Origin of the sequence: Duganella sp. Root1480D1 (assembly GCF_001427305.1) — a bacterium.
Taxonomy (GTDB): Bacteria; Pseudomonadota; Gammaproteobacteria; order Burkholderiales; family Burkholderiaceae_D; genus Rugamonas.
In genome coordinates this window covers 99,942-119,314 of record NZ_LMFZ01000008.1, presented here as the reverse complement: position 1 = coordinate 119,314, position 19,373 = coordinate 99,942, and the positions used below count along the sequence as shown (strand labels likewise).

The window sequence follows — 19,373 nt, the reverse complement described above, 5'->3', positions numbered from 1 at the left end:
AGTCCCTATTCCGGGACAACATCCCAAGACATATTTTCTATGCGCCTGCGGTGCAGGCCCGGGCTTGTCCAACAAACGGTTCAGATCGTGGCTTCGCACGATCTAACCTTATTCGTTAGCATATTGCGTCATTTTTGAAGACGCGTCCAAACTGTTTCGATGATCACCATCGACGCGTCGTCGGGGTGACAGATCTCGCCATGGCAAGCTGAGCGCAATAGCTTTTCATTTCCGGCCCAAAGGCCGAAATCGTTACGAATGCTAGTACCCCACCCATGGTGATATTCAACCAGATCGTCCTTCTTCGTATTCTTCACCCGAAGCCTATCCTCTTCAGAGAGCCGCGCAATCAGCATATCGGCAGCAGCATCTACAGAGTCAGGATATTCGTTAGGACCGAAACGGCCTGAGACAGCAGCTCCAACGGCAATTACCGCCAAGATGCTCAAGCAGACCGCAGTTATAAGCCGATCAGTTTGTCTTTTCATCGGAGCGCTAACGTAAAGTCGACGTCACATTGACGTTTTAATAAATTTCATTATGACGCCTAATACCACATTGATCAATGTCTAGATCCGCCTACAAAAAGTAGATGAACATAATCCCTCCTAACACCGGAGAATTACGTCATGCCGCCAAACGAGCCCAAGCTGCTAGATCAGGTGCGTGCACTGATCCGAACAATGCATTACAGCATTCGAACTGAAGAAGCATACGTAGATTGGATTCGCCGCTTCATCCTCTTTCATAAGAAGCGACATCCCTCCCAGATGGGCAAAGCCGAAATCGAAGCCTTCTTGAGTCATCTCGCTGTCGACCGCAGAGTCGCCGCTTCAACGCAATCCCAGGCCAAGTCCGCCCTGCTCTTCCTTTACCAAAAGGTCTTGAAACTGGAGGTCGAATGGCTGAAAGACGTGGTCGCAGCGAAGCAGCCCCAGCGTCTACCAACGGTGTTGACTTTCGACGAAACAAAAACCCGGCTCTCGCACATGAACGGCGAAACCTGGCTTATCGCTTCACTGCTATATGGCAGTGGAATGCGCTTGATGGAAGCCTGTCGTCTCCGCGTACTCGACCTTGACTTCAACATGCGGCAGGTCACCATTCGAAATGGTAAAGGTGCTAAAGACCGACTGACGATGTTACTGGGAACTCTCGTTGTTCCGCTCAAATCTCATTTAGACTTGATCAGGCTGCAGCATCAGCGCGACTGTGGTCAAGGCGTTGGCGATGTATATCTTCCGTTTGCATTGGATCGAAAATACCCGGATGCTGCAAGGGAATGGAAATGGCAATATGTCCTTCCCGCCGATGCACTTTCTGAAGACCCGCGCTCAGGCGCGGTTCGTCGGCACCACATTGATGAACAGCGTGTGCAGCGCGCGGTAAAGCAGGCGGCGCAGGATGCAAACATTCAGAAGAAGGTCACTCCGCATCCGCTGAGACATAGTTTTGCAACGCACTTGCTGCAAAGTGGATACGACATTCGGACCGTTCAGGAGTTGCTCGGCCACAAAGACGTTCGCACAACCCAGATCTATACGCACGTGCTAAACCGCGGTGGAAATGCGGTACTAAGCCCCTTGGACCGTTAGATGGGAAACCAGTACAAATAGAGTGCAGTTTCGTTGCTCACTTGCGGCTGCGTGCGATACGTAAGCCTGTCGAAGCCGCCGACTTCGAAGCCGTTTTGAAAATAGAGTTTGCAAGCGGCGACGTTGTTGGTCTGCGTTTCAAGACGAAGACCTTTAAGCTGCTTGCCAAGCGCCCACGACTTTGCGAAGTTAATCAATTCAGTGGCAATGCCACGTTGGCGAAATTCGCGGGCTACGACGATTTGTTCAATCGAACCAAGATCGTTCCAGGCCGGCGCAAGCTCGATCTTGCCCGCCAATGTGCCGTTCAAGAATGCGCCATACGCTTCGACATCATCATCCTGCGAATGATCTTGCCCATAAATCTTGGTGAACTGCTCGACGCTTCGCGTAGCCAAGCGGATCTCGCCATCGATGAATAGAACGTCAAGCACCTCATCGCCGGTGAAGGTGTTCTCTTCACGATCCAGCGGGCCAAAATCCTCTTCAATAAGGCGCACGATTTTCATACACCTTAGGCAATCATTCTTTGGACAATGTATCCAGGGCGCGGCGAATTTTCCGGCGTGGCACGATATGCAGCAGGCAAATCAGCCAAACAGGGATCAACAACAGCAACGCTTCGGCATCCCGCCACGACGCTGCGGTCGCTACCACCATCAGGGTAGAACCGGCCAACATAAAAAACCATTGGCCAGTGGCCGGCGCCGTGATTTCGCCAGTTTGCCGATTTACCCATCCGCACACTGAGCCCCAATCATCCTGGCGCTCAAGCAAAGCCGTCACGGTCATTCCTGCTTCGATTTGAGGCCAGCCTGGGACTTCGACTGCGTAATATTTCCGTCCCGCCGCTTCAAAGCCGAATTCCGTGTAGCGGTCACCTTTGTGGTTGTTGCGTGCCATGGTGAAGACACGATCCATCGTTACGGTCGCCGGGAACATGTTGGCCGTCAGCCTTTGGACAATGCCTTGAGCGCTTGCTTGATGCCTTCCGATACCGTGGAACCGGCAGGCACGGTCTTCAGCGCCTGCAAGGCTTCCTTGTCGGAGTAACCCAGCGCCAGCAGCGCGTTCAGGATGTCGGCTTGCGAATCGTGCACTGGGTGCGCGCCGGCGGCACCGATGTCGGCGCCCAGTTTGCCTTTCAATTCCAGCAGCAGGCGTTCGGCGGTTTTCTTGCCGATGCCGGGGATCTTCACCAGGCGGCCAGCTTCCTGCAGCGTCACGGCTTGCGCCAGGTCTGCGATCGACAGGCCGGACAGGATCGACAGCGCGGTACGCGCGCCTATGCCACTGATCTTGATCAACTGGCGGAATACTGCCCGTTCTTCTGCATTGCCGAAGCCGAACAGCAGGTGCGCGTCTTCGCGGATCGCCAGGTGCGTGAACAGGCTGACCTTTTCGCCTACGCCGGGCAGGTTGTAGAACGTGGACATCGGCACGTCGACTTCGTAGCCGACGCCTTGTACGTCTACCAGCAGTTGCGGGGGATTCTTTTCGAGCAGGATGCCGGTGAGACGTCCGATCATATGGGTCCTTTGGATGCGGTTAGCCCACCAGGCGGCCGCGCTTCATGCGCAGTCCGGACAGGGCGGGATGGGCGTTGGTGACGACAGCCAACGTGGCCTGGCTGTTGGCGTGGCAGATGGCGATGCCGAGGGCGTCGGCGGCGTCGGTGCCGGGCAGGCCGGGGAGCGTAAGCAGGCGGGCGACCATGTCTTGCACCTGCGCCTTGGTGGCGCGGCCGGTGCCGACTACGGCTTGCTTCAGCTGCGTCGGGGAGTATTCGGCGACTTTGAGGTCGTGCGTCACCAGGGCGCAAATTGCGGCACCGCGGGCTTGGCCGAGCAGCAGCGTGGATTGCGGGTTGACGTTGACGAAGACTTTTTCGATTGCGGCGCAATCAGGCTTGTAGGTTGCTGCGATTTCGGCGACGCCGTCAAGGATGACTTTCAGCCGCTGCGGCAGGTCGCCCTCGCCGCTCTTGATGGTGCCGGAGGCGATGTAGCGCAGCTTGTTGCCCACTTTTTGAATAACGCCAAAGCCAGTGGTGCGTAAGCCGGGGTCGATGCCGAGAATAATCATTCCCGGATTTTACGGCAGAAACCGGTAAACCGGTGTCAGACCCGCAGGGTCTGACACCGTCTGTGCCAGTTTTAGTGGCGGAAGTGACGGGTGCCGGTGTACAGCATCACTACGCCGCGCTCGTCGGCGGCGTCGATCACTTCCTGGTCGCGCATGGAGCCACCGGGGTGAATCACGCAGGTGGCGCCTGCATCAACCACCACATCCAGGCCGTCACGGAACGGGAAAAATGCGTCGGATGCTACAGCGGAACCCTGCAGCGACAGGCCAGCATTCTGTGCCTTGATCGAAGCAATGCGTGCCGAGTCGATACGTGACATCTGGCCCGCGCCAACGCCCAGGGTCATATTGCCGCCGCAGAAGACGATGGCATTCGACTTCACGTATTTGGCCACGCGCCAGGCGAACATCAGGTCCGCCAGTTGCTGCTGGGTTGGCTGCAGCTTGCTCACTACGCGCACGTCGGTCGGCAGCACGTTCTTCGAGTCAGCCGACTGCACCAGCAGGCCGCCGCCCACGCGCTTGAAGTCCATTGCGTTCACGCCATCGCCCAGCGGAATTTCCAGCAGGCGCACGTTCTGCTTGGCCGACATGATCTGGCGCGCTTCCGCGGTGAACGAAGGGGCGATCAGCACTTCCACGAACAGCTTGGCCAATTCGGTGGCCGCTGCGCCGTCCACTTCCACGTTGAAGGCGATGATGCCGCCGAAAGCGGAAGTCGGGTCGGTTTTCAATGCGCGCTGGTAGGCTTCCAGCGCGGTCGCGCCCAGGGCCACGCCGCATGGGTTGGCGTGCTTGATGATCACGCAGGCGGTGGAGCCCATGGACTTCACGCATTCCCACGCCGCGTCAGCGTCGGCGATGTTGTTGAAGGACAGTTCCTTGCCCTGCAGCTGGCGGTAGTTCGCCAGGGCGCCGGCTACCGGAGCCAGGTCACGGTAGAAGGCAGCCGACTGGTGCGGGTTTTCGCCGTAGCGCATGTCCTGCACTTTTTCGAAGGCCACGTTCAGGGTCGCCGGGTAGGCGGAACGAGTCTCGTGCTTACGGTCCGGGCCCAGGCTCGAGAAGTAGTTGGTAATGGCACCGTCGTACTGCGCGGTGTGCGCGTAGACCTTTTTGGCCAGGCCAAAGCGGGTTTCGTAGGAAACGTAGCCTGGCGCGTTGTCGGTACCCTTCATCTCCGCCAGCACCACGCCGTAGTCGGTCGGATCGCAGATCACCACCACGTCCTTGTGGTTCTTGGCGGCGGAGCGCAGCATGGCCGGGCCGCCGATGTCGATGTTCTCGATCGCGTCTTCCAGCGAGCACTCGGCCTTGGCTACGGTCGCCTGGAACGGGTACAGGTTCACCACCACCATGTCGATGGTCGGGATGCTGTGCTCTTCCAGCTTGGCGACGTGCTCAGGGAAGTCGCGGCGGGCCAGGATGCCGCCGTGGACTTTCGGGTGCAGCGTCTTCACGCGGCCATCCAGCATTTCCGGGAAGCCGGTGTAGTCAGCCACTTCGGTGACCGGCACGCCGTTATCGGCCAGCAGTTTTGCAGTGCCGCCGGTGGACAGGATGTTGACGCCCATGGCCGACAGGGCCTTGGCGAAATCCAGCACGCCAGTCTTGTCGGATACGGAGATGAGAGCTTGTTTGATCATAGCTGTGGGGGGAAGGTTACGAAAATCTGTACACACCAACCGGCCCCACGGCCCGTCGCGGCCAATAGGGACCGGGACGCGGAATCAGCCTTACAACAGGCCGTGTTCCTGTAATTTCTTGCGCAAAGTATTGCGGTTAATACCCAGCATCTGGGCTGCGTGCGACTGGTTGCCGTCGGCGCGGCCCATCACCACTTCGAGGATCGGACGTTCAACTGTCATCACTACCATGTCGTACACGTTCGATGCTTGCTGCTCGCCCAGGTCATTGAAGTAGTCTTCCAGGCTTTTCTGGACTACTTCCTGAATGCTTTCTTTGCTCATTTTCTTATCGATCTTGCTAAATATTTGCCAATGCAGGCGCGGTTCACGCAGCCAGCGGTTCTTCGGCGAGGCGGTATTGTAACCGCTCGCCGTACTTCCATTGGGATTCGAAGAAACTGTCGACTGCGCGCAGTTGTTCTGCGGTCGACTCGAGGCGGTTCATCTCCTGCCGGAATTCCTCCCCGCCCGGGAGGTCGCGCACGTACCAGCCAATATGCTTGCGCGCGGTGCGCACGCCCAGGAATTCGCCGTAGAAGGCGTAGTGGGCCTGCAGGTGTTCGTCCATCAGCTTGCGCACCTCGGCCACCAGCGGCGCCGGCAGGTGTTCGCCTGTGCGCAGGAAATGGTCGATTTCGCGGAAGATCCATGGGCGCCCCTGGGCAGCGCGGCCGATCATTACGGCGTCGGCGCCGGTCTTATCGAGCACATAACGCGCTTTTTCAGGGGTGGTGATGTCGCCGTTGGCGACCACCGGAATGGTTACTGCGGCCTTGACGGCGGCAATGGTGTCGTATTCGGCGTCGCCGGTATAGCCGTCGGCGCGGGTGCGGCCGTGCAGCGTCAGCATCTGGATGCCGGCTTGCTCGGCAATGCGGGCAATGCGCAGAGCATTCTTGTTCTCGCGGTTCCAGCCGGTGCGGAATTTCAGGGTGACCGGCACGTTCACGGCCGGCACCACCGCCTCCAGGATGCGCTGGACCAGGTCTTCGTGCTGCAACAAGGCCGAACCGCACCAGTTGTTGCAGACTTTTTTCACCGGGCAGCCCATGTTGATGTCGATGATCTGGGCGCCGCGGTCGACGTTGAACTTGGCGCAGTCGGCCAGTTCCTCCGGCACCGCGCCGGCGATCTGCACTGCCTTCGGTTCCATTTCGCCTGTGTGGTCGGTGCGGCGCGAAGACTTCTCGCTGGCCCACAGGCGCGGGTTGGAAGCGGCCATCTCGGATACGGCATACCCCGCTCCCAGTTCCTTGCACAATTGGCGGAACGGGCGGTCCGTCACACCAGCCATAGGCGCGACAAAGACGTTATTGCGGAGCTCGTGAGGTCCGATATTCACTTAACAAATCCGTAAGACAGTGCGGGAAAGGGGGCTATTTTAACCGATCCACTGCCCAAAAACTAATCACTTTTTAAACAATGTCGTCCAGGCTGGCGGACAAGTGGGCCACCTCGCCCCATTGATCGAGCGACAACACCCCTTTATTAAAGGTAAAGCGATTGATGCTGGCGTTTTTGACCTGGAAATCGCGCGGGCCGTCGATCGACAGGCCGCGGGCGGCGCGGTAAGCGCATTCCAGCACGCCGCCATGGGCAACGATCAGGATCGATTGCTGCGGATATTGTTCGGCCCAGCGCGCAATGCCGGCCTGGCAACGCTGGAAGAACTGGCGGAAGCTTTCGGCTACGCGATCGCCGCCGGGCATCACTGCGTCCACGTCCCTCGCCTGCCATTCCGCGAACTCCACGGGGTAGCGCTCTGCGATCTCCGTATATAAGAGGCCCTCGAAAGCGCCGTAGCCGCGCTCGCGTAGCTCAGGGTCGGTGTGCATCGCGAGATGGGGATGGTGCGCGGCCACCGCCTGCGCGGTTTGCAGCGCGCGTCCCAGGTCGCTGGAGATGATGGCGTCCAGCGGCTCGTCCGCCAGCGCACGCGCCAGGGCTTCAGCCTGGCGTTCGCCGGTGGGGCTAAGGGGGATATCGGTGTGGCCTTGCAGGCGGCGCACGGCGTTCCACGCGGTTTCGCCGTGGCGGATCAGCAGGATTCTTGTCATTCAAATAGCGAGTAGCTGCCGATCACCTGCGCCTCGTCGAGGATATGGCCGTGAATGGCATGCAGCACGTCCTGGCAAGTGAAGCGACCTTCCAGCTCCAGGCGCGGGGTATCCAGCGCGTACAGGCGGAAAACGTAATGGTGGGTGCGCTCGTCGTTCCATGGCGGGCATGGGCCGTCGTAGCCGTAATAGTCGCCGGCCATGTCCTTGTCGCTGGCGAACCAGCCGGTGTAGTCGTTGACGCCATGGCGCAGCGGCGTTGGCAGGCTGGCCGGTTTGCCTTTTGGCGTCACTTCTTTCGAGAACTCGCCGGCGGCGATACTGGTGCGCTGGGGCGGAATGTCGATCAGGGACCAGTGGTAGAAGTCAGTGCGCGGCATGCTGGCCGGGAGCGTGTGGCCTTCCTGGTTGACGTGGGTGCCGTCGGTGGGGGCGTCGCCGTCGATGCAGAGAAGGACCAGGGATTCGGTGCCTGGTGGGACTTCGGACCAGGCCAGCTGGGGGTTCTTGTTGGCGGACAGGCGCACTTTCGTGGCCTTGTCGCGCACGGCGAAAGCAAAATCGCCGGGGATGGCGCCGCCATCCTTGAAGGAATCGCTCCAGATTTTCATCTTTATCTCCCAGCTTGCTTTTTTAAACCGGTAAACCAGTGTCAGACCCGCAGGGTCTGACACTGTCTGCTCGCCTGCCCGAGGGAGGTTCGAGGCTTTTGACTTTCGATGAAGATCAAAGGCCTGGAACCAGCCCGCGGCAGCGGGTCAGACCCCGGTTTACCGGGTTTTATTTCGGATTCACCTGCAACCAAAACGTCACCGGCCCGTCATTAGTTAAGGACACCTTCATATCCGCCCCAAACACGCCCGTGCCAACTACCGCGTGCCTGGCGCGGGCCTGCGAAACAAAATACTCAAACAGCCGCTTCCCATCCGCCGGCGCAGCCGCCGGGCTGAACGACGGCCGCGTTCCCGAATTGGTATCCGCCGCCAGCGTAAACTGCGGCACCAGCAGCAGCCCACCCGCGACATCGGTCACCGACTTGTTCATTTTGCCAGCATCGTCAGAAAACACGCGATACGACAAAAGCTTGGCCAACAGCTGGTCCGCCTCCTTCTCCGTATCGCCCTTCTCCGCGCACACCAGCACCATCAGGCCGCCGTCGATAGCGCCGGTAGTCTCGCCATCGACAACGACCTTGGCGGACGTTACCCGCTGCAGCAGCCCGATCATGCCGACAGGGTCACTTTAGCGAACTTGCGCTTGCCAACCTGCAGCACGAAGGTACCTGCCTCAATTTTCAGCGCCTTATCGCTAATTACAGCGCTGTCGATCCGCACACCGCCCTGGTCAATCATGCGCAGCGCTTCCGAAGTCGACGCACACAGGTTGGCCTGTTTCAGCAGTTGGCCAATACCCAACGGCGCACCCGAAAGAGCGACTTCCGGCAAATCGTCGGGGATGCCGCCCTTGGAGCGATTGACGAAATCCGCCAGCGCATCTTCCGCTGCCTGGCGCGAATGGAAGCGTTCCACGATTTCCTGCGCCAGCGCCACCTTGGCATCGCGCGGATTCGCTCCAGCCTCGATCGCCTTCTTCAGGCCCGCGATGTGCTCGATCGACTGCCACGACAGCAGGTCGTAGTAACGCCACATCATCACGTCCGAAATCGACATCACCTTGGCGAACATGGTGTTGGCCGGCTCGGTAATACCAATATAGTTGTTCTTGGACTTGGACATCTTCTCGACGCCATCCAGGCCTTCCAGCAGCGGCATGGTCAGGATGCACTGCTGCTCCTGGCCGTAATCCTTTTGCAACTCGCGGCCAACCAGCAGGTTGAACTTCTGGTCGGTGCCGCCCAGTTCCAGGTCGGCCTTCAGCGCGACCGAGTCGTAACCCTGCATCAGCGGGTAGAGGAACTCGTGCACCGAAATCGGGGTGCCATTCTTAAAACGCTTGGAAAAGTCGTCGCGCTCCATCATGCGCGCCACGGTGTAGCGCGAGGACAACTGGATCATGCCGCGCGCGCCCAGCGGATCGCACCACTCCGAGTTGTAGCGGATTTCGGTCTTGGCCGCATCCAGCACCAGCGACGCCTGCTTGAAATAAGTCTGGGCATTCAGCTCGATCTGCTCGCGGGTCAGCGGCGGACGGGTCACGTTGCGGCCCGAAGGATCGCCGATCATCGACGTGAAGTCGCCGATCAGGAAGATCACCTGGTGGCCCAGGTTCTGCAACTGGCGCATCTTGTTCAGCACCACGGTGTGTCCCAGGTGCAAGTCAGGCGCGGTCGGGTCCAGGCCCAGCTTGATGCGCAGCGGCACGCCGGTCTTTTCCGAGCGCGCCAGTTTTTGAGCGAATTCGCTTTCGATGATGAGCTCGTCCACACCACGCTTGGTGATGGCGAGGGCTTCCTGGACGCTATCGGTCAGCGGCAGGATTTTGTTGTCTGTATCCATTTTTGCGAAATTCTCTCAAATTGTTGGCACGGCTCAGGACTTTGTTATAATGCCCGATCCCATCAATCTTGCCCGATGAAAACGAATTAAATCAACAACTTAGAACAAAATACCAAGAATCCTAAAAGTTCAAGCGGCAAATTTTAACTGATTGCATGAACCCTATAAACAAGTTCACAAGCTCACGCTTGCACAATCTGCTCGGTTCGACGCGTAAGTCGCGAATCATTAGCGCATCGGCGATCTTCCTCGCCGTCTGCGCTTTTGGCGCCGCTGGCGTGGCTCCGCTCGCGCCCGACGCGAGCGACCTGCCCGTGAAGACCATTGCCCAGGATATCCAGCTACCTGACCTGTCCTCGCAGATCACCGCCCTGCAGCAGCAAGAAGCTTCCCAGAAATACGTCCACGAAGAAAAGATCCGCGCCGGCGACACGCTCGCGACGCTGCTCAATCGCTTGGGCGTGGAAGACGACGCTGCAGAAAACTTCATCAAGAAAGACAAGACCGCGCGCGCCATTATGCAGCTGCGCAGCGGCAAACGCGTGCAGGCGCAGACCGACGATAACGGCAACCTGCTGTGGCTGAAGGCCACCGTTGTGGACGGCAAAGATAACCCCGTCAAGAATATTATGGTCTCCCGTTCGGGCGACGCCGAGTTCACCGCCGAAGAGACCGCCGCGAAACTCGAACGCCGCGTTGAAATGCGCGCGCGTGAAATCACCACGACCCTGTATGCCGCGACCGACTCCAGCTCCGACGGCAGCAGCCTGCCCGACTCGATCGTCGCGCAGATCATTGAAATGTTCTCCACCAACATCGACTTCCGTTCCGACCTGAAGCGCGGTGACCGTTTCAATGTGGTGTACGAAACCTTCTGGCAGGACGGCGAGTTCGTGCGCGCCGGCCGCATCCTGGCTGGCGAATTCACCAACAAAGGCACCACCTACCAGAGCGTGTGGTTTGAAGACCCGCTGACCAAATCAGGCGGCGGCTACTTCAGCTTCGACGGCAAATCGCTGAAAAAAGCCTTCCTGAAATCGCCGCTGGAGTTCTCCCGTATTTCGTCCGGCTTCGGCATGCGTTCGCACCCGATCTCCGGCAACTGGAAGCAGCACAAAGGCACCGACTTCGCCGCCGCGACCGGCACTCCGATCCGCGCAGCCGGCGACGGCGTGATCGACTTTGCCGGCGTGCAAGGCGGTTACGGCAACGTGGTCGTGATCAAGCACTGGGCCAACTACTCCACCGCCTACGCCCACATGAGCCGGTTCGGCGCAGGCATGAAGAAGGGCGCGAAAGTCAGCCAGGGCGACATCATCGGCTACGTCGGCACCACCGGCTGGTCGACCGGCGCCCACCTGCACTACGAATTCCGCGTTGCAGGCGAAGCCAAGGACCCAGGCAAGCTCAACATCACCGCCCAAGCCCCGCTGACGACCGCCGAACTGACTCGCTTCAAATCGGTGGCCGGCGACATGATCCACCGCTTCGCCCTGCTGCGCCCGAACAGCAACACCAGCAACCTCGCTGCCAAATAAAAAGTCGGAGTCAGCTCCGGCAATCGGACAAAGAGGCGCACAAATGTGCGCCTTTTTTTTATTTGACTCAACTGACCCCGAACTACAATAGGACCATGAGCTTATATATCGGAATGATGTCGGGTACCAGCCTGGACGGCGTGGATGGCGTCCTCGTGGACTTCTGGGCAGGCGCCGCACGCACCATGTCGGCCGCCTATGTTGAATTCCCGCAATCGCTGCGCGACGAGCTGATGGCGCTGCAAGCCGCCACGCCGAACGAAATCGAACGCGAAGCGCTGGCGGCCAACAAGGTGGCCGAGCTCTACGCGGATTGCGTGGCCGAGCTCCTGGCCAAGGCGGAAATGAAATCGGCTGACGTGCGCGCCATCGGAGCGCATGGACAAACCATCCGCCATCGCCCCGAACTAGGCTTCACCCGCCAGATCATCAACGCCTCCCTGCTGGCCGAACTGAGCGGTATCGACGTGGTCGCCGACTTCCGTTCGCGCGACGTGGCGGCCGGCGGCCAAGGCGCGCCACTGGTACCGGCTGGTCACAAAGCCCTGTTCGGCAAGGAAGGCAAGATGCGCGTGCTGGCCAATATTGGCGGCATCGCGAATATCTCCCTGCTGCATAAGGATGGCACGGTCGGCGGCTACGACACCGGCCCCGGCAACGTGCTGATGAATGCCTGGATCTCGCGCCACCAAGGCGTGGAGTTCGACGACAACGGCGCCTGGGCCGCTACTGGCAAGGAAGTGCCGGGCCTGCTGGCCGCGCTGCTGTCCGAGCCCTACTTCGCCCAGCCTGCACCGAAAAGCACCGGCCGCGACCTGTTCCACGCCGACTGGCTGGACGCCCGCCTGGCGCCTTTCGCCGGCGCGAGGCCGGAAGACGTGATGTTCACCCTGCTCCGCCTGACAGCAGTCAGCCTCGCGCGCGAAATCATCCCGCACGAGCCCGATGCACTCTACGTTTGTGGAGGAGGCACCTACAACGCCACGCTGATGCGTGAATTGCAGGCAGAGTTAGGCGAGTCGGCCCGAGTAGAGTCGACAGACGCGCTGGGCGTGCCCCCCAACCGGGTGGAAGCGATGGTCTTCGCCTGGCTGGCCCACCGTTTCGACGAACGCCAACCCGGCAACCTCCCCTCCGTCACCGGCGCGCGCGGCGAGCGCATCCTGGGCGCCCTCTACCCCCGTTAACGCACGAGCCCGTGTCACACCTGGGGTGTGACCCCAAGGTGTGACACGGGCTGGGCCGTATGCGGTTTGCTTAGACGGAGAAGGAGGAACCGCAGCCGCAGGTCGACGTTGCGGATGGGTTCTTGATCACGAACTGCGCGCCTTCCAGGTCGTCCTTGTAGTCGATCTCGGCGCCTACCAGGTATTGGTAGCTCATCGAGTCGATCAACAGTTGAACGCCGTTCTTCACCATGGTGGTGTCGTCTTCGTTGACGATTTCGTCAAAGGTGAAACCGTATTGGAAGCCGGAGCAACCGCCACCCTGCACGAATACGCGCAGCTTCAGGTCTGGATTGCCTTCTTCTTCGATCAGTTGCGCTACTTTCTCGGCCGCGGCGTCGGTGAAAACGATCGGTGCCGGAATCACGTCTTCGGCTACTGCAGTCATGTGTTACTCCTACTTAAAATCAGTTGTCCCATTATAGTCCATGCCGGACTTGGCCGCTTTAGAGGCTGCGCACTGGCGTTGTCTCATCCACAATAACTTTGCCCTTTTCCGACAGGCTGACCTTGACCGCCACCACTTTGGCGCCTTCCGGCACTTCCAGCGTGCCATCTACGCGCTGGTAGCGATCCACTTTCAGGTCGTAGCGTTCGGCACCCTCCTTCGGGTATTCGAGCACCGCCTTCTTGCCATCCTGGATGACTGCGACCGCCAGCTTGAGCCGGCCGGCGAAGGCGGATGGGCCCTTCTTCTTCGCACCATATTGGAGCAAAACCGTGTAATGCAAGAGCTTGGGCGCAGCCATGCGGGCTTGCATGCCACGGATCACCAGGCCGGAACCGGCCTTGGCCGGCGGCAGCACTTCTTCCAGCAGGGCCAGGTCGGCATTCAACTTTGCCAATTCGGCATCGGCAGCCACCGGCACAGGTGCGGCAGCAGGAGCCGCCTTCAGCTTCGCAGCCAGCTCATCACGCTCTGCCGTCATACGGGCCAACTCCAGCTCCGTCGCTGCGAGTTGTTTGGAAACCGTGGGGCCTGATTCGCCTTTCGAAACGCCAACCACACGCTGTCCCAGGTCGACGCCCCACACCGCCAGCGCACCGCCGGCGACCAGGACCGCAGCCAGGCCAAACACGCGCACCAGCATTGGCGCGCGCACCTGCTCCATGCGGGCTTCCACTTACGGCATCAGGGCGATGGTTTGCAGGCCCAGGCCTTCGTCCAGGCCGAACATCAGGTTCATGCACTGCACGGCCTGGCCGGATGCGCCTTTAACCAGATTGTCCTGCACGACCAGCACGATCAGGGTGTCGCCATTATTCGGACGGTGCAGCGCCAGGCGCAGCATATTGGCGCCGCGGGTGCTACGCGTTTCCGGGTGCGAGCCCCATGGCATCACGTCGACGAACGGCTGGCCGGCGTAGGCATCTTCGAACAGCTTTTGCAGTTCTTCGTTCGGCACTTCCTTGGTCAGGCGCGCGTACAGAGTCGAGTGCATGCCGCGGATCATCGGGGTCAGGTGCGGGGTGAAGATCAGGTTGACCTTCTCGCTGGTGAAGCGCTGCAACTGGGCCGCGGTTTCCGGGGTGTGGCGGTGGCCGCTCACGCCGTAAGCCTTGAAGTTGTCCGACGATTCGGAGAACAGGGTGCCGATTTCTGCCTTGCGGCCGGCGCCGGACACGCCGGATTTGCAGTCGGCGATCAGGTGGCCGGCATCGATCAGGCCCGCCTTCAGCAGCGGAACGAAACCGAGCTGCATGGTGGTCGGGTAGCAGCCTGGGTTGGCGATCAGGTTTGCTTTCTTGATGTCTTCGCGGTTCAGCTCCGGCAGGCCGTACACGGCTTGCTCCAGCAGCTCCGGCGCGGTGTGGTCGATCTTGTAGGTCTTTTCGAACACGGCGCGGTCCTTGATGCGGAAGTCCGCGGCCAGGTCGATCACTTTCACGCCTTTGGCCAGCAGCTCTGGCGCCTGCGCCATGGCCACACCGTGCGGGGTGGCGAAGAACACGACGTCGCATTGGGTCAGGTCGACCTTGTCCGGCGAGGAGAAGGCGATGTTCACGCGGCCGCGCAGGGAAGGATACATCTCAGCCACCGGCAAGCCGTCTTCTTTGCGCGAGGTGATCGCGGTCAGTTCGACTTCAGGGTGTGCGGCTAACAGTCGCAGCAGTTCCACACCCGTGTAACCAGTGCCGCCGACGATGCCTACTTTGATCATGATCTCTTCCTTGCGAGGTAATTTTGAATGAGGGGTCATTTTATCAAAACCGGTAAATCGCGTATCAGGTGTCAGACCCTGCGGGTCTGACACCGGGTTACCGGTTCTAAAAACAAAAAGCCGCTGGAACCCAGCGGCTTTTTGTACGAGAGCGTAAAGATTAACGCTTCGAGAATTGCTTTGCGCGACGTGCTTTGCGCAGACCAACTTTTTTACGTTCAACTTCACGAGCATCGCGAGTGACGAAGCCGGCACGTGCCAGGTCGCCCTTCAGGCCTGCATCGTAGTCGATCAGTGCGCGGGTAATACCGTGACGCACTGCACCTGCCTGGCCGGACTCGCCGCCGCCGTGCACGTTGACTTTGATGTCGAAACGTTCAACGTTGCCGGTCAGTTCCAGCGGCTGACGGATCACCATCAGGCCGGTTTCACGGGAGAAGTACTCAGCTGCTGGCTTGCCGTTCACGATGATCTGGCCGGTGCCAGCTTTGATGAACACGCGAGCAACTGCACTCTTGCGACGGCCGGTGCCGTAGTTGTAGTTACCGATCATGTCAGTTCCTTAGAATTCGAGTGCTTTAGGTTGCTGGGCAGCGTGTGGGTGGGAACCCTCAGCGTACACTTTCAGCTTCTTGATCATGGCGTAGCCCAGTGGGCCTTTTGGCAGCATGCCCTTAACGGCTTTTTCCAGAGCACGGCCTGGGAAACGCTGTTGCATTTTCAGGAAGTTGGTCTCGTAGATGCCGCCTGGGTAACCGGAGTGACGGTAGTAGGTCTTCTCGGTTGCTTTGGTGCCGGTCACGCGCAGTTTGCCTGCGTTCACGACAACGATGAAGTCGCCGGTGTCAACGTGAGGGGTGAATTCTGGCTTATGCTTGCCGCGCAGTCGGCGTGCCACTTCGCTGGCAACACGGCCGAGGACTTTGTCCGTCGCGTCAATCACGAACCAATCGCGCTGGACTTCATGGCCCTTAGCGGAAAAAGTTTTCATGTTTGAACTTTCTGTGAAAGATAAAAAACGCTCTATCGGTGGTTCCGCCCCTATGCTTCAGCGGACGCAGCCTTCTTGTTTATTTCCCGAGCGAAAAGGAAAGCTGATGATTATAGCCCGGGCTTCCCTGCCGGGTCAACCCCGCCCTGTACCGGGTTGCCGTTGCTAAGCAGATATTGCCGGGCTACTATGGAACCCCAGAATCACAAGAGGAGACGGCCATGCGATCGCTCATGCTGGCCTCGCTGTTGACACTATCAGCAGCACCAGCCCTGGCCTTGGCCCAACCCGGCAAGGATTGCCACCTGCCCGGCACCGAAGAATCCCTGCGCTGCCTGCGCCTGGCGGTCCCGCTCGACCATCACGCCCCGGGCGCCGCCCTCAGCCTTCACGTCACCGTGGCCCCGGCCCTGCGCGAATCGGCGCGGCGCGACCCCTTGTTCCTGCTGGCCGGCGGCCCTGGCGAAGCGGGCTCCGACCTGGTGCCGCTGCTGAATACCACTTTCCGCAAGGTACGCGCTACGCGCGACATCGTGCTGATCGACCAGCGCGGCACCGGATTATCCGGCAAGCTCGATTGCAAACCCGGCAAGAATGCCGAAACGGCCACGGAAGACGAGCTGCTGGCCGAAACCCGCGCCTGCATCAAAGGCCTGAACAAGCGTTTCAATCTCTATACGACCGAGCAGGCGGCGCGCGATATCGAAGTGGTGCGCGCCGCCCTTGGCTATGGCCGCATCAACGTCTGGGGCGGCTCTTACGGCAGCCGCCTGGCCCAGGCCTATTCCCGCCTGTACCCCGGCAGCGTGCGCAGCCTGGTGCTGGACGGCGTGGCCGCGCCCGACCAGGTGGTGCCGGCCGGCGCGCACGATGCGCAGGCGGCGCTCGATGCCCTGCTCAAGCAATGCGCCGACGATACCGTCTGCGCCGCCGCCTTCCCTGCCCTGCGTTCCGAGTTCGACGCGCTGGCGGCACGCCTGGCAAAATCGCCGCAATCGCTCACCCTGCCCGATCCGCGCACGGCGGAAACCACCAAGGTCGAAATGACCAGCATGCGCTTCATCGGCACCGTGCATAACATCCTGTATTCACAGGCGGACAGCAGGCGCCTGCCTTTCCTGATCCACAGTGCCTACCAGGACCGCTGGCAGCCCTTCATCGCGCGCAGCAATGTGTCGCGCGACTTTTCCTCCGAGGGCGGGCCGGCCATGCCCTTGCACCTGGCCGTGGTCTGTGCCGAAGACTTTCCGCGCCTGACGCCTGAATTGCTGGCGGAAGACACCAAGGGTTCCTTCCTCGGCGCGCCGCAGATCATGCGCATCGGGAAAATGTGCGAGACCATGTCGGTGCCTGCCGTGCCTTACAAGGAGCCGGCCGTGATCGAGGCGCCGGTGCTGCTGATGTCCGGCGCCCTCGACCCGGTCACCCCTCCGCGCCGCGCCGAAGCTGCGCGCAAGTACATGAAGAACGCGCAGCACCTGATCGTCAAGAACGGCGGCCATATCGTGTCGCCTCTTGGCTGCATGCCGCGCCTGCTGCGCACTTTCCTCGACCAGCCGGGCGCGCCGTTGAAAGCGGAATGCCTCAACGAGATCCCGGCACCGACCTTCCAATTGAACAGCGCGGGACCGCAGCCATGATTGAAGTCAATAACCTCTGCAAGCGCTTCGGCAAGGTGCAGGCGCTGGCCGGCGCCAGCTTCACCGCGCGCGACGGCATCATCACCGCCCTGCTCGGCCCGAACGGCGCCGGCAAGACCACCCTGCTGCGCACCCTGGTCGGGCTGTTGCAGCGCGACCACGGCACCATTTCCATCGACGGTGTCGACCCCGCCGTCGACCCGATGGCGGTACGGCGCAACGTCGGCGTCCTGACCGACCAGTTCGGCCTGTACGAACGCCTGACCACACGCGAATACCTGCGCTACTTCGGCGAATTGAACGACATGGAAGATGCCGCGATCGAACAGCGCACCCGGGAAGTCACCGACCTGCTGTCGCTGGAAGACATCATCGACCGCCGCGCCAAAGGTTTCTCGCAAGGCCAGCGCATCAAGGTCGCCCTGGCGCGCACCCTGCTGCATCGCCCGCGCCACCTGCTGCTCGACGAACCAAGCCGAGGCCTCGACGTGATGAGCACGCGCGCTCTGCGCCGCGCCCTGGCCGCGCTGAAGGCCGATGGCTGCTGCGTCATCATGGCAACCCACGTGATGCAGGAAGTGATTCACTCCTGCGATGACGTGATCGTGATCGCCAATGGCACCACCGTTACCCAAGGCACCCCGCAGCAGCTTTGCGAGCAGGCAGGCCTGCCAAGCCTGGAAGACGCTTTCGTGCGCCTGGTCGGCACCGAAGAAGGGATCGAACTGTGAAGCTCAAATTTCCTATCGTTCTGCGCAAGGAACTGGTCGAAACCCTGCGCGACCGCCGCGCCCTCAGCCTCCTGCTGCTGTTCGTGCTGATGTACCCGATCCTGGTCGGCTTCATGCTGCAGCGGCAGATCGACCGCGCCACCAAGCCCGAACGCGAGGGCGTGGAGATCGCGGTAATCGGCAGCGAGCAGGCGCCGACGCTGATGAACCAGCTGCGCCAGCGCAACGTCAACATCACCGAGCTGGAACCAATGGGCGAGGAAGAAATCAATGCCCTGCTGCGCAAACAGACGGTGACCGCCGTGCTGCGCCTGACGCCGGAATTTGCGGAGAACTATCACGCCATGCGCCCGGCACGCGTCGAGCTGTGGTTCGACTCCGCCTCCGACAGTTCGCGCAAGATCGACGAGGTGGAATTCGTACTGCGCGACTACAGCCGCAACATCGCCAGCGCGCGCCTGCTGGCGCACGGCGTGTCGCCGGTCAACCTGAACCCGGTGCTGGTGCAGCGCTACGACGCCGGCACCAGTGCTTCGCGTTCCGCCAATACCATCAGCACCATGCTCGGCATCTTCTTCATCCCGGCCTTCATGTTCTGCATGAGCACTGCGGTCGACAGCACGGCCGGCGAACGCGAACGCCGTTCGCTGGAAGTTCTGATGGCGCAGCCGCTGCGCCCGGCCGATCTGATTATCGGCAAATGGCTGGCGGCCTCGCTGCTGTCGATCGTCGGCATCACGCTCGAATTGGCGATCGCGCACGGGATCCTGAAATGGCTGCCGCTGGAGGAAATCGGACTGTCGTGGCGCCTCGGCTGGCGCGACCTGGCCATGGTATGCCTGGCCTCCGCCACCTTGTCGCTGTTCGCCGCTGCGCTGGAGATCGCCCTGGCCATCAACGCCCGCTCCTTCAAGGAGGCACAGACCCTGGTCAGCTTCACCATGATCGTGCCGCTGGTGCCGGTAATCCTGGTGCCGATGATGAACCTGACCAATAGCTGGTGGATGTATATGGTGCCGGTGCTGTCCAACCAGACCTTGCTGCGCGAGCTGGCCAAGGGCGGCAGCATCGGCATGCTGCCCTTCCTGCAAACCTTCTTCAGCAGCCTGCTTTTGGCCATGCTGTGCGTCTGGTATACCGAGCGGCGCATGAAGAGCGAGAAATACATGATGACCGTATAATGCCCGGACGCATTTAACGGAGA

The 19,373-nt window shown here is 60.5% G+C and carries 23 protein-coding genes; 6 read left to right on the top strand and 17 right to left on the bottom strand.

What is annotated here, in order from left to right:
- Positions 1-128: 128 nt before the first annotated feature.
- Positions 129-488, bottom strand: coding sequence for a DUF6794 domain-containing protein (locus ASD58_RS31180; protein WP_156401236.1), 360 nt, complete (start codon positions 486-488; stop codon positions 129-131).
- Positions 489-629: 141 nt separating this feature from the next.
- On the opposite strand from ASD58_RS31180, the gene ASD58_RS10985 reads away from it, so the two are divergent.
- A complete protein-coding gene (locus tag ASD58_RS10985) occupies positions 630-1,595 on the top strand; it encodes an integron integrase (RefSeq protein ID WP_057261160.1) in 966 nt (321 codons plus the stop codon).
- Here ASD58_RS10985 and ASD58_RS10980 read toward each other — a convergent pair.
- From ASD58_RS10980 to tyrS, 11 genes are all read right to left on the bottom strand, one after another.
- On the bottom strand, positions 1,592-2,104 hold the full coding sequence (locus ASD58_RS10980) for a GNAT family N-acetyltransferase (RefSeq protein ID WP_057261159.1): 513 nt from the start codon (positions 2,102-2,104) through the stop codon (positions 1,592-1,594). The genes ASD58_RS10985 and ASD58_RS10980 overlap by 4 nt on opposite strands.
- A 13-nt stretch (positions 2,105-2,117) precedes the next feature.
- Complete coding sequence (locus ASD58_RS10975; RefSeq protein ID WP_057261158.1) at positions 2,118-2,516, bottom strand: hypothetical protein; 399 nt, start codon at positions 2,514-2,516, stop codon at positions 2,118-2,120.
- A gap of 29 nt (positions 2,517-2,545) precedes the next feature.
- Positions 2,546-3,124, bottom strand: a complete 579-nt coding sequence (ruvA, locus tag ASD58_RS10970; protein WP_057261157.1) for a Holliday junction branch migration protein RuvA — start codon at positions 3,122-3,124, stop codon at positions 2,546-2,548.
- Between the two features lie 19 nt (positions 3,125-3,143).
- Positions 3,144-3,680 (bottom strand): crossover junction endodeoxyribonuclease RuvC, encoded by a 537-nt coding sequence (ruvC, locus tag ASD58_RS10965; RefSeq protein WP_057261156.1) that lies wholly within the window; start codon positions 3,678-3,680, stop codon positions 3,144-3,146.
- Between the two features lie 71 nt (positions 3,681-3,751).
- Positions 3,752-5,326, bottom strand: a complete 1,575-nt coding sequence (purH, locus tag ASD58_RS10960) for a bifunctional phosphoribosylaminoimidazolecarboxamide formyltransferase/IMP cyclohydrolase (protein WP_057261155.1) — start codon at positions 5,324-5,326, stop codon at positions 3,752-3,754.
- 90 nt (positions 5,327-5,416) lie between these two features.
- The gene (locus ASD58_RS10955) at positions 5,417-5,650 is read right to left on the bottom strand and encodes a helix-turn-helix domain-containing protein (protein ID WP_028102293.1); all 234 of its coding nucleotides are present in this window, start codon (positions 5,648-5,650) and stop codon (positions 5,417-5,419) included.
- Between the two features lie 43 nt (positions 5,651-5,693).
- Positions 5,694-6,710: a tRNA dihydrouridine synthase DusB gene (gene dusB / locus ASD58_RS10950; RefSeq protein WP_082565353.1), complete on the bottom strand. Its 1,017-nt coding sequence runs from the start codon at positions 6,708-6,710 to the stop codon at positions 5,694-5,696.
- Positions 6,711-6,783: 73 nt separating this feature from the next.
- A complete protein-coding gene (locus ASD58_RS10945) occupies positions 6,784-7,425 on the bottom strand; it encodes a histidine phosphatase family protein (protein ID WP_057261153.1) in 642 nt (213 codons plus the stop codon).
- Positions 7,422-8,036, bottom strand: coding sequence for a YbhB/YbcL family Raf kinase inhibitor-like protein (locus ASD58_RS10940; protein WP_057261152.1), 615 nt, complete (start codon positions 8,034-8,036; stop codon positions 7,422-7,424). The genes ASD58_RS10945 and ASD58_RS10940 overlap by 4 nt, the downstream gene beginning before the upstream one ends.
- Positions 8,037-8,205: 169 nt before the next feature.
- Positions 8,206-8,652 carry a D-aminoacyl-tRNA deacylase gene (gene dtd, locus ASD58_RS10935; RefSeq protein WP_057261151.1) on the bottom strand — a complete coding sequence of 149 codons (447 nt, stop codon included), beginning with the start codon at positions 8,650-8,652 and terminating at the stop codon, positions 8,206-8,208.
- Positions 8,649-9,881 (bottom strand): tyrosine--tRNA ligase, encoded by a 1,233-nt coding sequence (tyrS, locus tag ASD58_RS10930; RefSeq protein WP_057261150.1) that lies wholly within the window; start codon positions 9,879-9,881, stop codon positions 8,649-8,651. Before tyrS ends, dtd begins: the two co-directional genes overlap by 4 nt.
- 155 nt (positions 9,882-10,036) lie before the next feature.
- On the opposite strand from tyrS, the gene ASD58_RS10925 reads away from it, so the two are divergent.
- Together ASD58_RS10925 and ASD58_RS10920 are read left to right on the top strand one after the other, a co-directional pair.
- The gene (locus tag ASD58_RS10925) at positions 10,037-11,419 is read left to right on the top strand and encodes a M23 family metallopeptidase (protein WP_057261149.1); all 1,383 of its coding nucleotides are present in this window, start codon (positions 10,037-10,039) and stop codon (positions 11,417-11,419) included.
- A 95-nt stretch (positions 11,420-11,514) separates the two neighbouring features.
- A complete protein-coding gene (locus tag ASD58_RS10920; protein ID WP_057261148.1) occupies positions 11,515-12,606 on the top strand; it encodes an anhydro-N-acetylmuramic acid kinase in 1,092 nt (363 codons plus the stop codon).
- Positions 12,607-12,676: 70 nt separating this feature from the next.
- Here the strand turns inward: ASD58_RS10920 and erpA are convergent, their stop codons facing one another.
- From erpA to rplM, 5 genes are all read right to left on the bottom strand, one after another.
- Positions 12,677-13,033: an iron-sulfur cluster insertion protein ErpA gene (gene erpA / locus ASD58_RS10915; RefSeq protein WP_028102302.1), complete on the bottom strand. Its 357-nt coding sequence runs from the start codon at positions 13,031-13,033 to the stop codon at positions 12,677-12,679.
- Positions 13,034-13,091: 58 nt separating this feature from the next.
- Positions 13,092-13,769, bottom strand: coding sequence for a DUF6776 family protein (locus ASD58_RS10910; protein WP_156401235.1), 678 nt, complete (start codon positions 13,767-13,769; stop codon positions 13,092-13,094).
- Complete coding sequence (gene argC, locus ASD58_RS10905) at positions 13,770-14,807, bottom strand: N-acetyl-gamma-glutamyl-phosphate reductase (protein WP_057261146.1); 1,038 nt, start codon at positions 14,805-14,807, stop codon at positions 13,770-13,772. It abuts the gene before it with no gap.
- Positions 14,808-14,967: 160 nt separating this feature from the next.
- The gene (gene rpsI, locus ASD58_RS10900) at positions 14,968-15,360 is read right to left on the bottom strand and encodes a 30S ribosomal protein S9 (protein ID WP_028102305.1); all 393 of its coding nucleotides are present in this window, start codon (positions 15,358-15,360) and stop codon (positions 14,968-14,970) included.
- Between the two features lie 9 nt (positions 15,361-15,369).
- Entirely contained in the window at positions 15,370-15,798 is a 429-nt protein-coding gene (rplM, locus tag ASD58_RS10895; RefSeq protein ID WP_028102306.1) for a 50S ribosomal protein L13, read from the bottom strand.
- A 221-nt stretch (positions 15,799-16,019) separates the two neighbouring features.
- Here rplM and ASD58_RS10890 point away from each other — a divergent pair, with 221 nt between their 5' ends.
- From ASD58_RS10890 to ASD58_RS10880, 3 genes are read left to right on the top strand one after another with little or no spacing between them, the layout of a single operon-like run.
- Positions 16,020-17,438: an alpha/beta fold hydrolase gene (locus tag ASD58_RS10890; RefSeq protein ID WP_057261145.1), complete on the top strand. Its 1,419-nt coding sequence runs from the start codon at positions 16,020-16,022 to the stop codon at positions 17,436-17,438.
- Complete coding sequence (locus ASD58_RS10885) at positions 17,435-18,169, top strand: ATP-binding cassette domain-containing protein (RefSeq protein WP_057261144.1); 735 nt, start codon at positions 17,435-17,437, stop codon at positions 18,167-18,169. The genes ASD58_RS10890 and ASD58_RS10885 overlap by 4 nt, the downstream gene beginning before the upstream one ends.
- Positions 18,166-19,350: an ABC transporter permease gene (locus ASD58_RS10880; RefSeq protein WP_057261143.1), complete on the top strand. Its 1,185-nt coding sequence runs from the start codon at positions 18,166-18,168 to the stop codon at positions 19,348-19,350. The genes ASD58_RS10885 and ASD58_RS10880 overlap by 4 nt, the downstream gene beginning before the upstream one ends.
- Positions 19,351-19,373: the final 23 nt, after the last annotated feature.

What these genes read in the sequence shown, in the direction of transcription:
- ASD58_RS31180 (WP_156401236.1), bottom strand. Translation starts at nt 488, where the DNA reads ATGAAAAGACAAACTGATCGGCTTATAACTGCGGTCTGCTTGAGCATC.
- ASD58_RS10985 (WP_057261160.1), top strand. Translation starts at nt 630, where the DNA reads ATGCCGCCAAACGAGCCCAAGCTGCTAGATCAGGTGCGTGCACTGATC.
- ASD58_RS10980 (WP_057261159.1), bottom strand. Translation starts at nt 2,104, where the DNA reads ATGAAAATCGTGCGCCTTATTGAAGAGGATTTTGGCCCGCTGGATCGT.
- ASD58_RS10975 (WP_057261158.1), bottom strand. Translation starts at nt 2,516, where the DNA reads ATGGATCGTGTCTTCACCATGGCACGCAACAACCACAAAGGTGACCGC.
- ruvA (WP_057261157.1), bottom strand. Translation starts at nt 3,124, where the DNA reads ATGATCGGACGTCTCACCGGCATCCTGCTCGAAAAGAATCCCCCGCAA.
- ruvC (WP_057261156.1), bottom strand. Translation starts at nt 3,680, where the DNA reads ATGATTATTCTCGGCATCGACCCCGGCTTACGCACCACTGGCTTTGGC.
- purH (WP_057261155.1), bottom strand. Translation starts at nt 5,326, where the DNA reads ATGATCAAACAAGCTCTCATCTCCGTATCCGACAAGACTGGCGTGCTG.
- ASD58_RS10955 (WP_028102293.1), bottom strand. Translation starts at nt 5,650, where the DNA reads ATGAGCAAAGAAAGCATTCAGGAAGTAGTCCAGAAAAGCCTGGAAGAC.
- ASD58_RS10945 (WP_057261153.1), bottom strand. Translation starts at nt 7,425, where the DNA reads ATGACAAGAATCCTGCTGATCCGCCACGGCGAAACCGCGTGGAACGCC.
- ASD58_RS10940 (WP_057261152.1), bottom strand. Translation starts at nt 8,036, where the DNA reads ATGAAAATCTGGAGCGATTCCTTCAAGGATGGCGGCGCCATCCCCGGC.
- dtd (WP_057261151.1), bottom strand. Translation starts at nt 8,652, where the DNA reads ATGATCGGGCTGCTGCAGCGGGTAACGTCCGCCAAGGTCGTTGTCGAT.
- tyrS (WP_057261150.1), bottom strand. Translation starts at nt 9,881, where the DNA reads ATGGATACAGACAACAAAATCCTGCCGCTGACCGATAGCGTCCAGGAA.
- ASD58_RS10925 (WP_057261149.1), top strand. Translation starts at nt 10,037, where the DNA reads ATGAACCCTATAAACAAGTTCACAAGCTCACGCTTGCACAATCTGCTC.
- ASD58_RS10920 (WP_057261148.1), top strand. Translation starts at nt 11,515, where the DNA reads ATGAGCTTATATATCGGAATGATGTCGGGTACCAGCCTGGACGGCGTG.
- erpA (WP_028102302.1), bottom strand. Translation starts at nt 13,033, where the DNA reads ATGACTGCAGTAGCCGAAGACGTGATTCCGGCACCGATCGTTTTCACC.
- argC (WP_057261146.1), bottom strand. Translation starts at nt 14,807, where the DNA reads ATGATCAAAGTAGGCATCGTCGGCGGCACTGGTTACACGGGTGTGGAA.
- rpsI (WP_028102305.1), bottom strand. Translation starts at nt 15,360, where the DNA reads ATGATCGGTAACTACAACTACGGCACCGGCCGTCGCAAGAGTGCAGTT.
- rplM (WP_028102306.1), bottom strand. Translation starts at nt 15,798, where the DNA reads ATGAAAACTTTTTCCGCTAAGGGCCATGAAGTCCAGCGCGATTGGTTC.
- ASD58_RS10890 (WP_057261145.1), top strand. Translation starts at nt 16,020, where the DNA reads ATGCGATCGCTCATGCTGGCCTCGCTGTTGACACTATCAGCAGCACCA.
- ASD58_RS10885 (WP_057261144.1), top strand. Translation starts at nt 17,435, where the DNA reads ATGATTGAAGTCAATAACCTCTGCAAGCGCTTCGGCAAGGTGCAGGCG.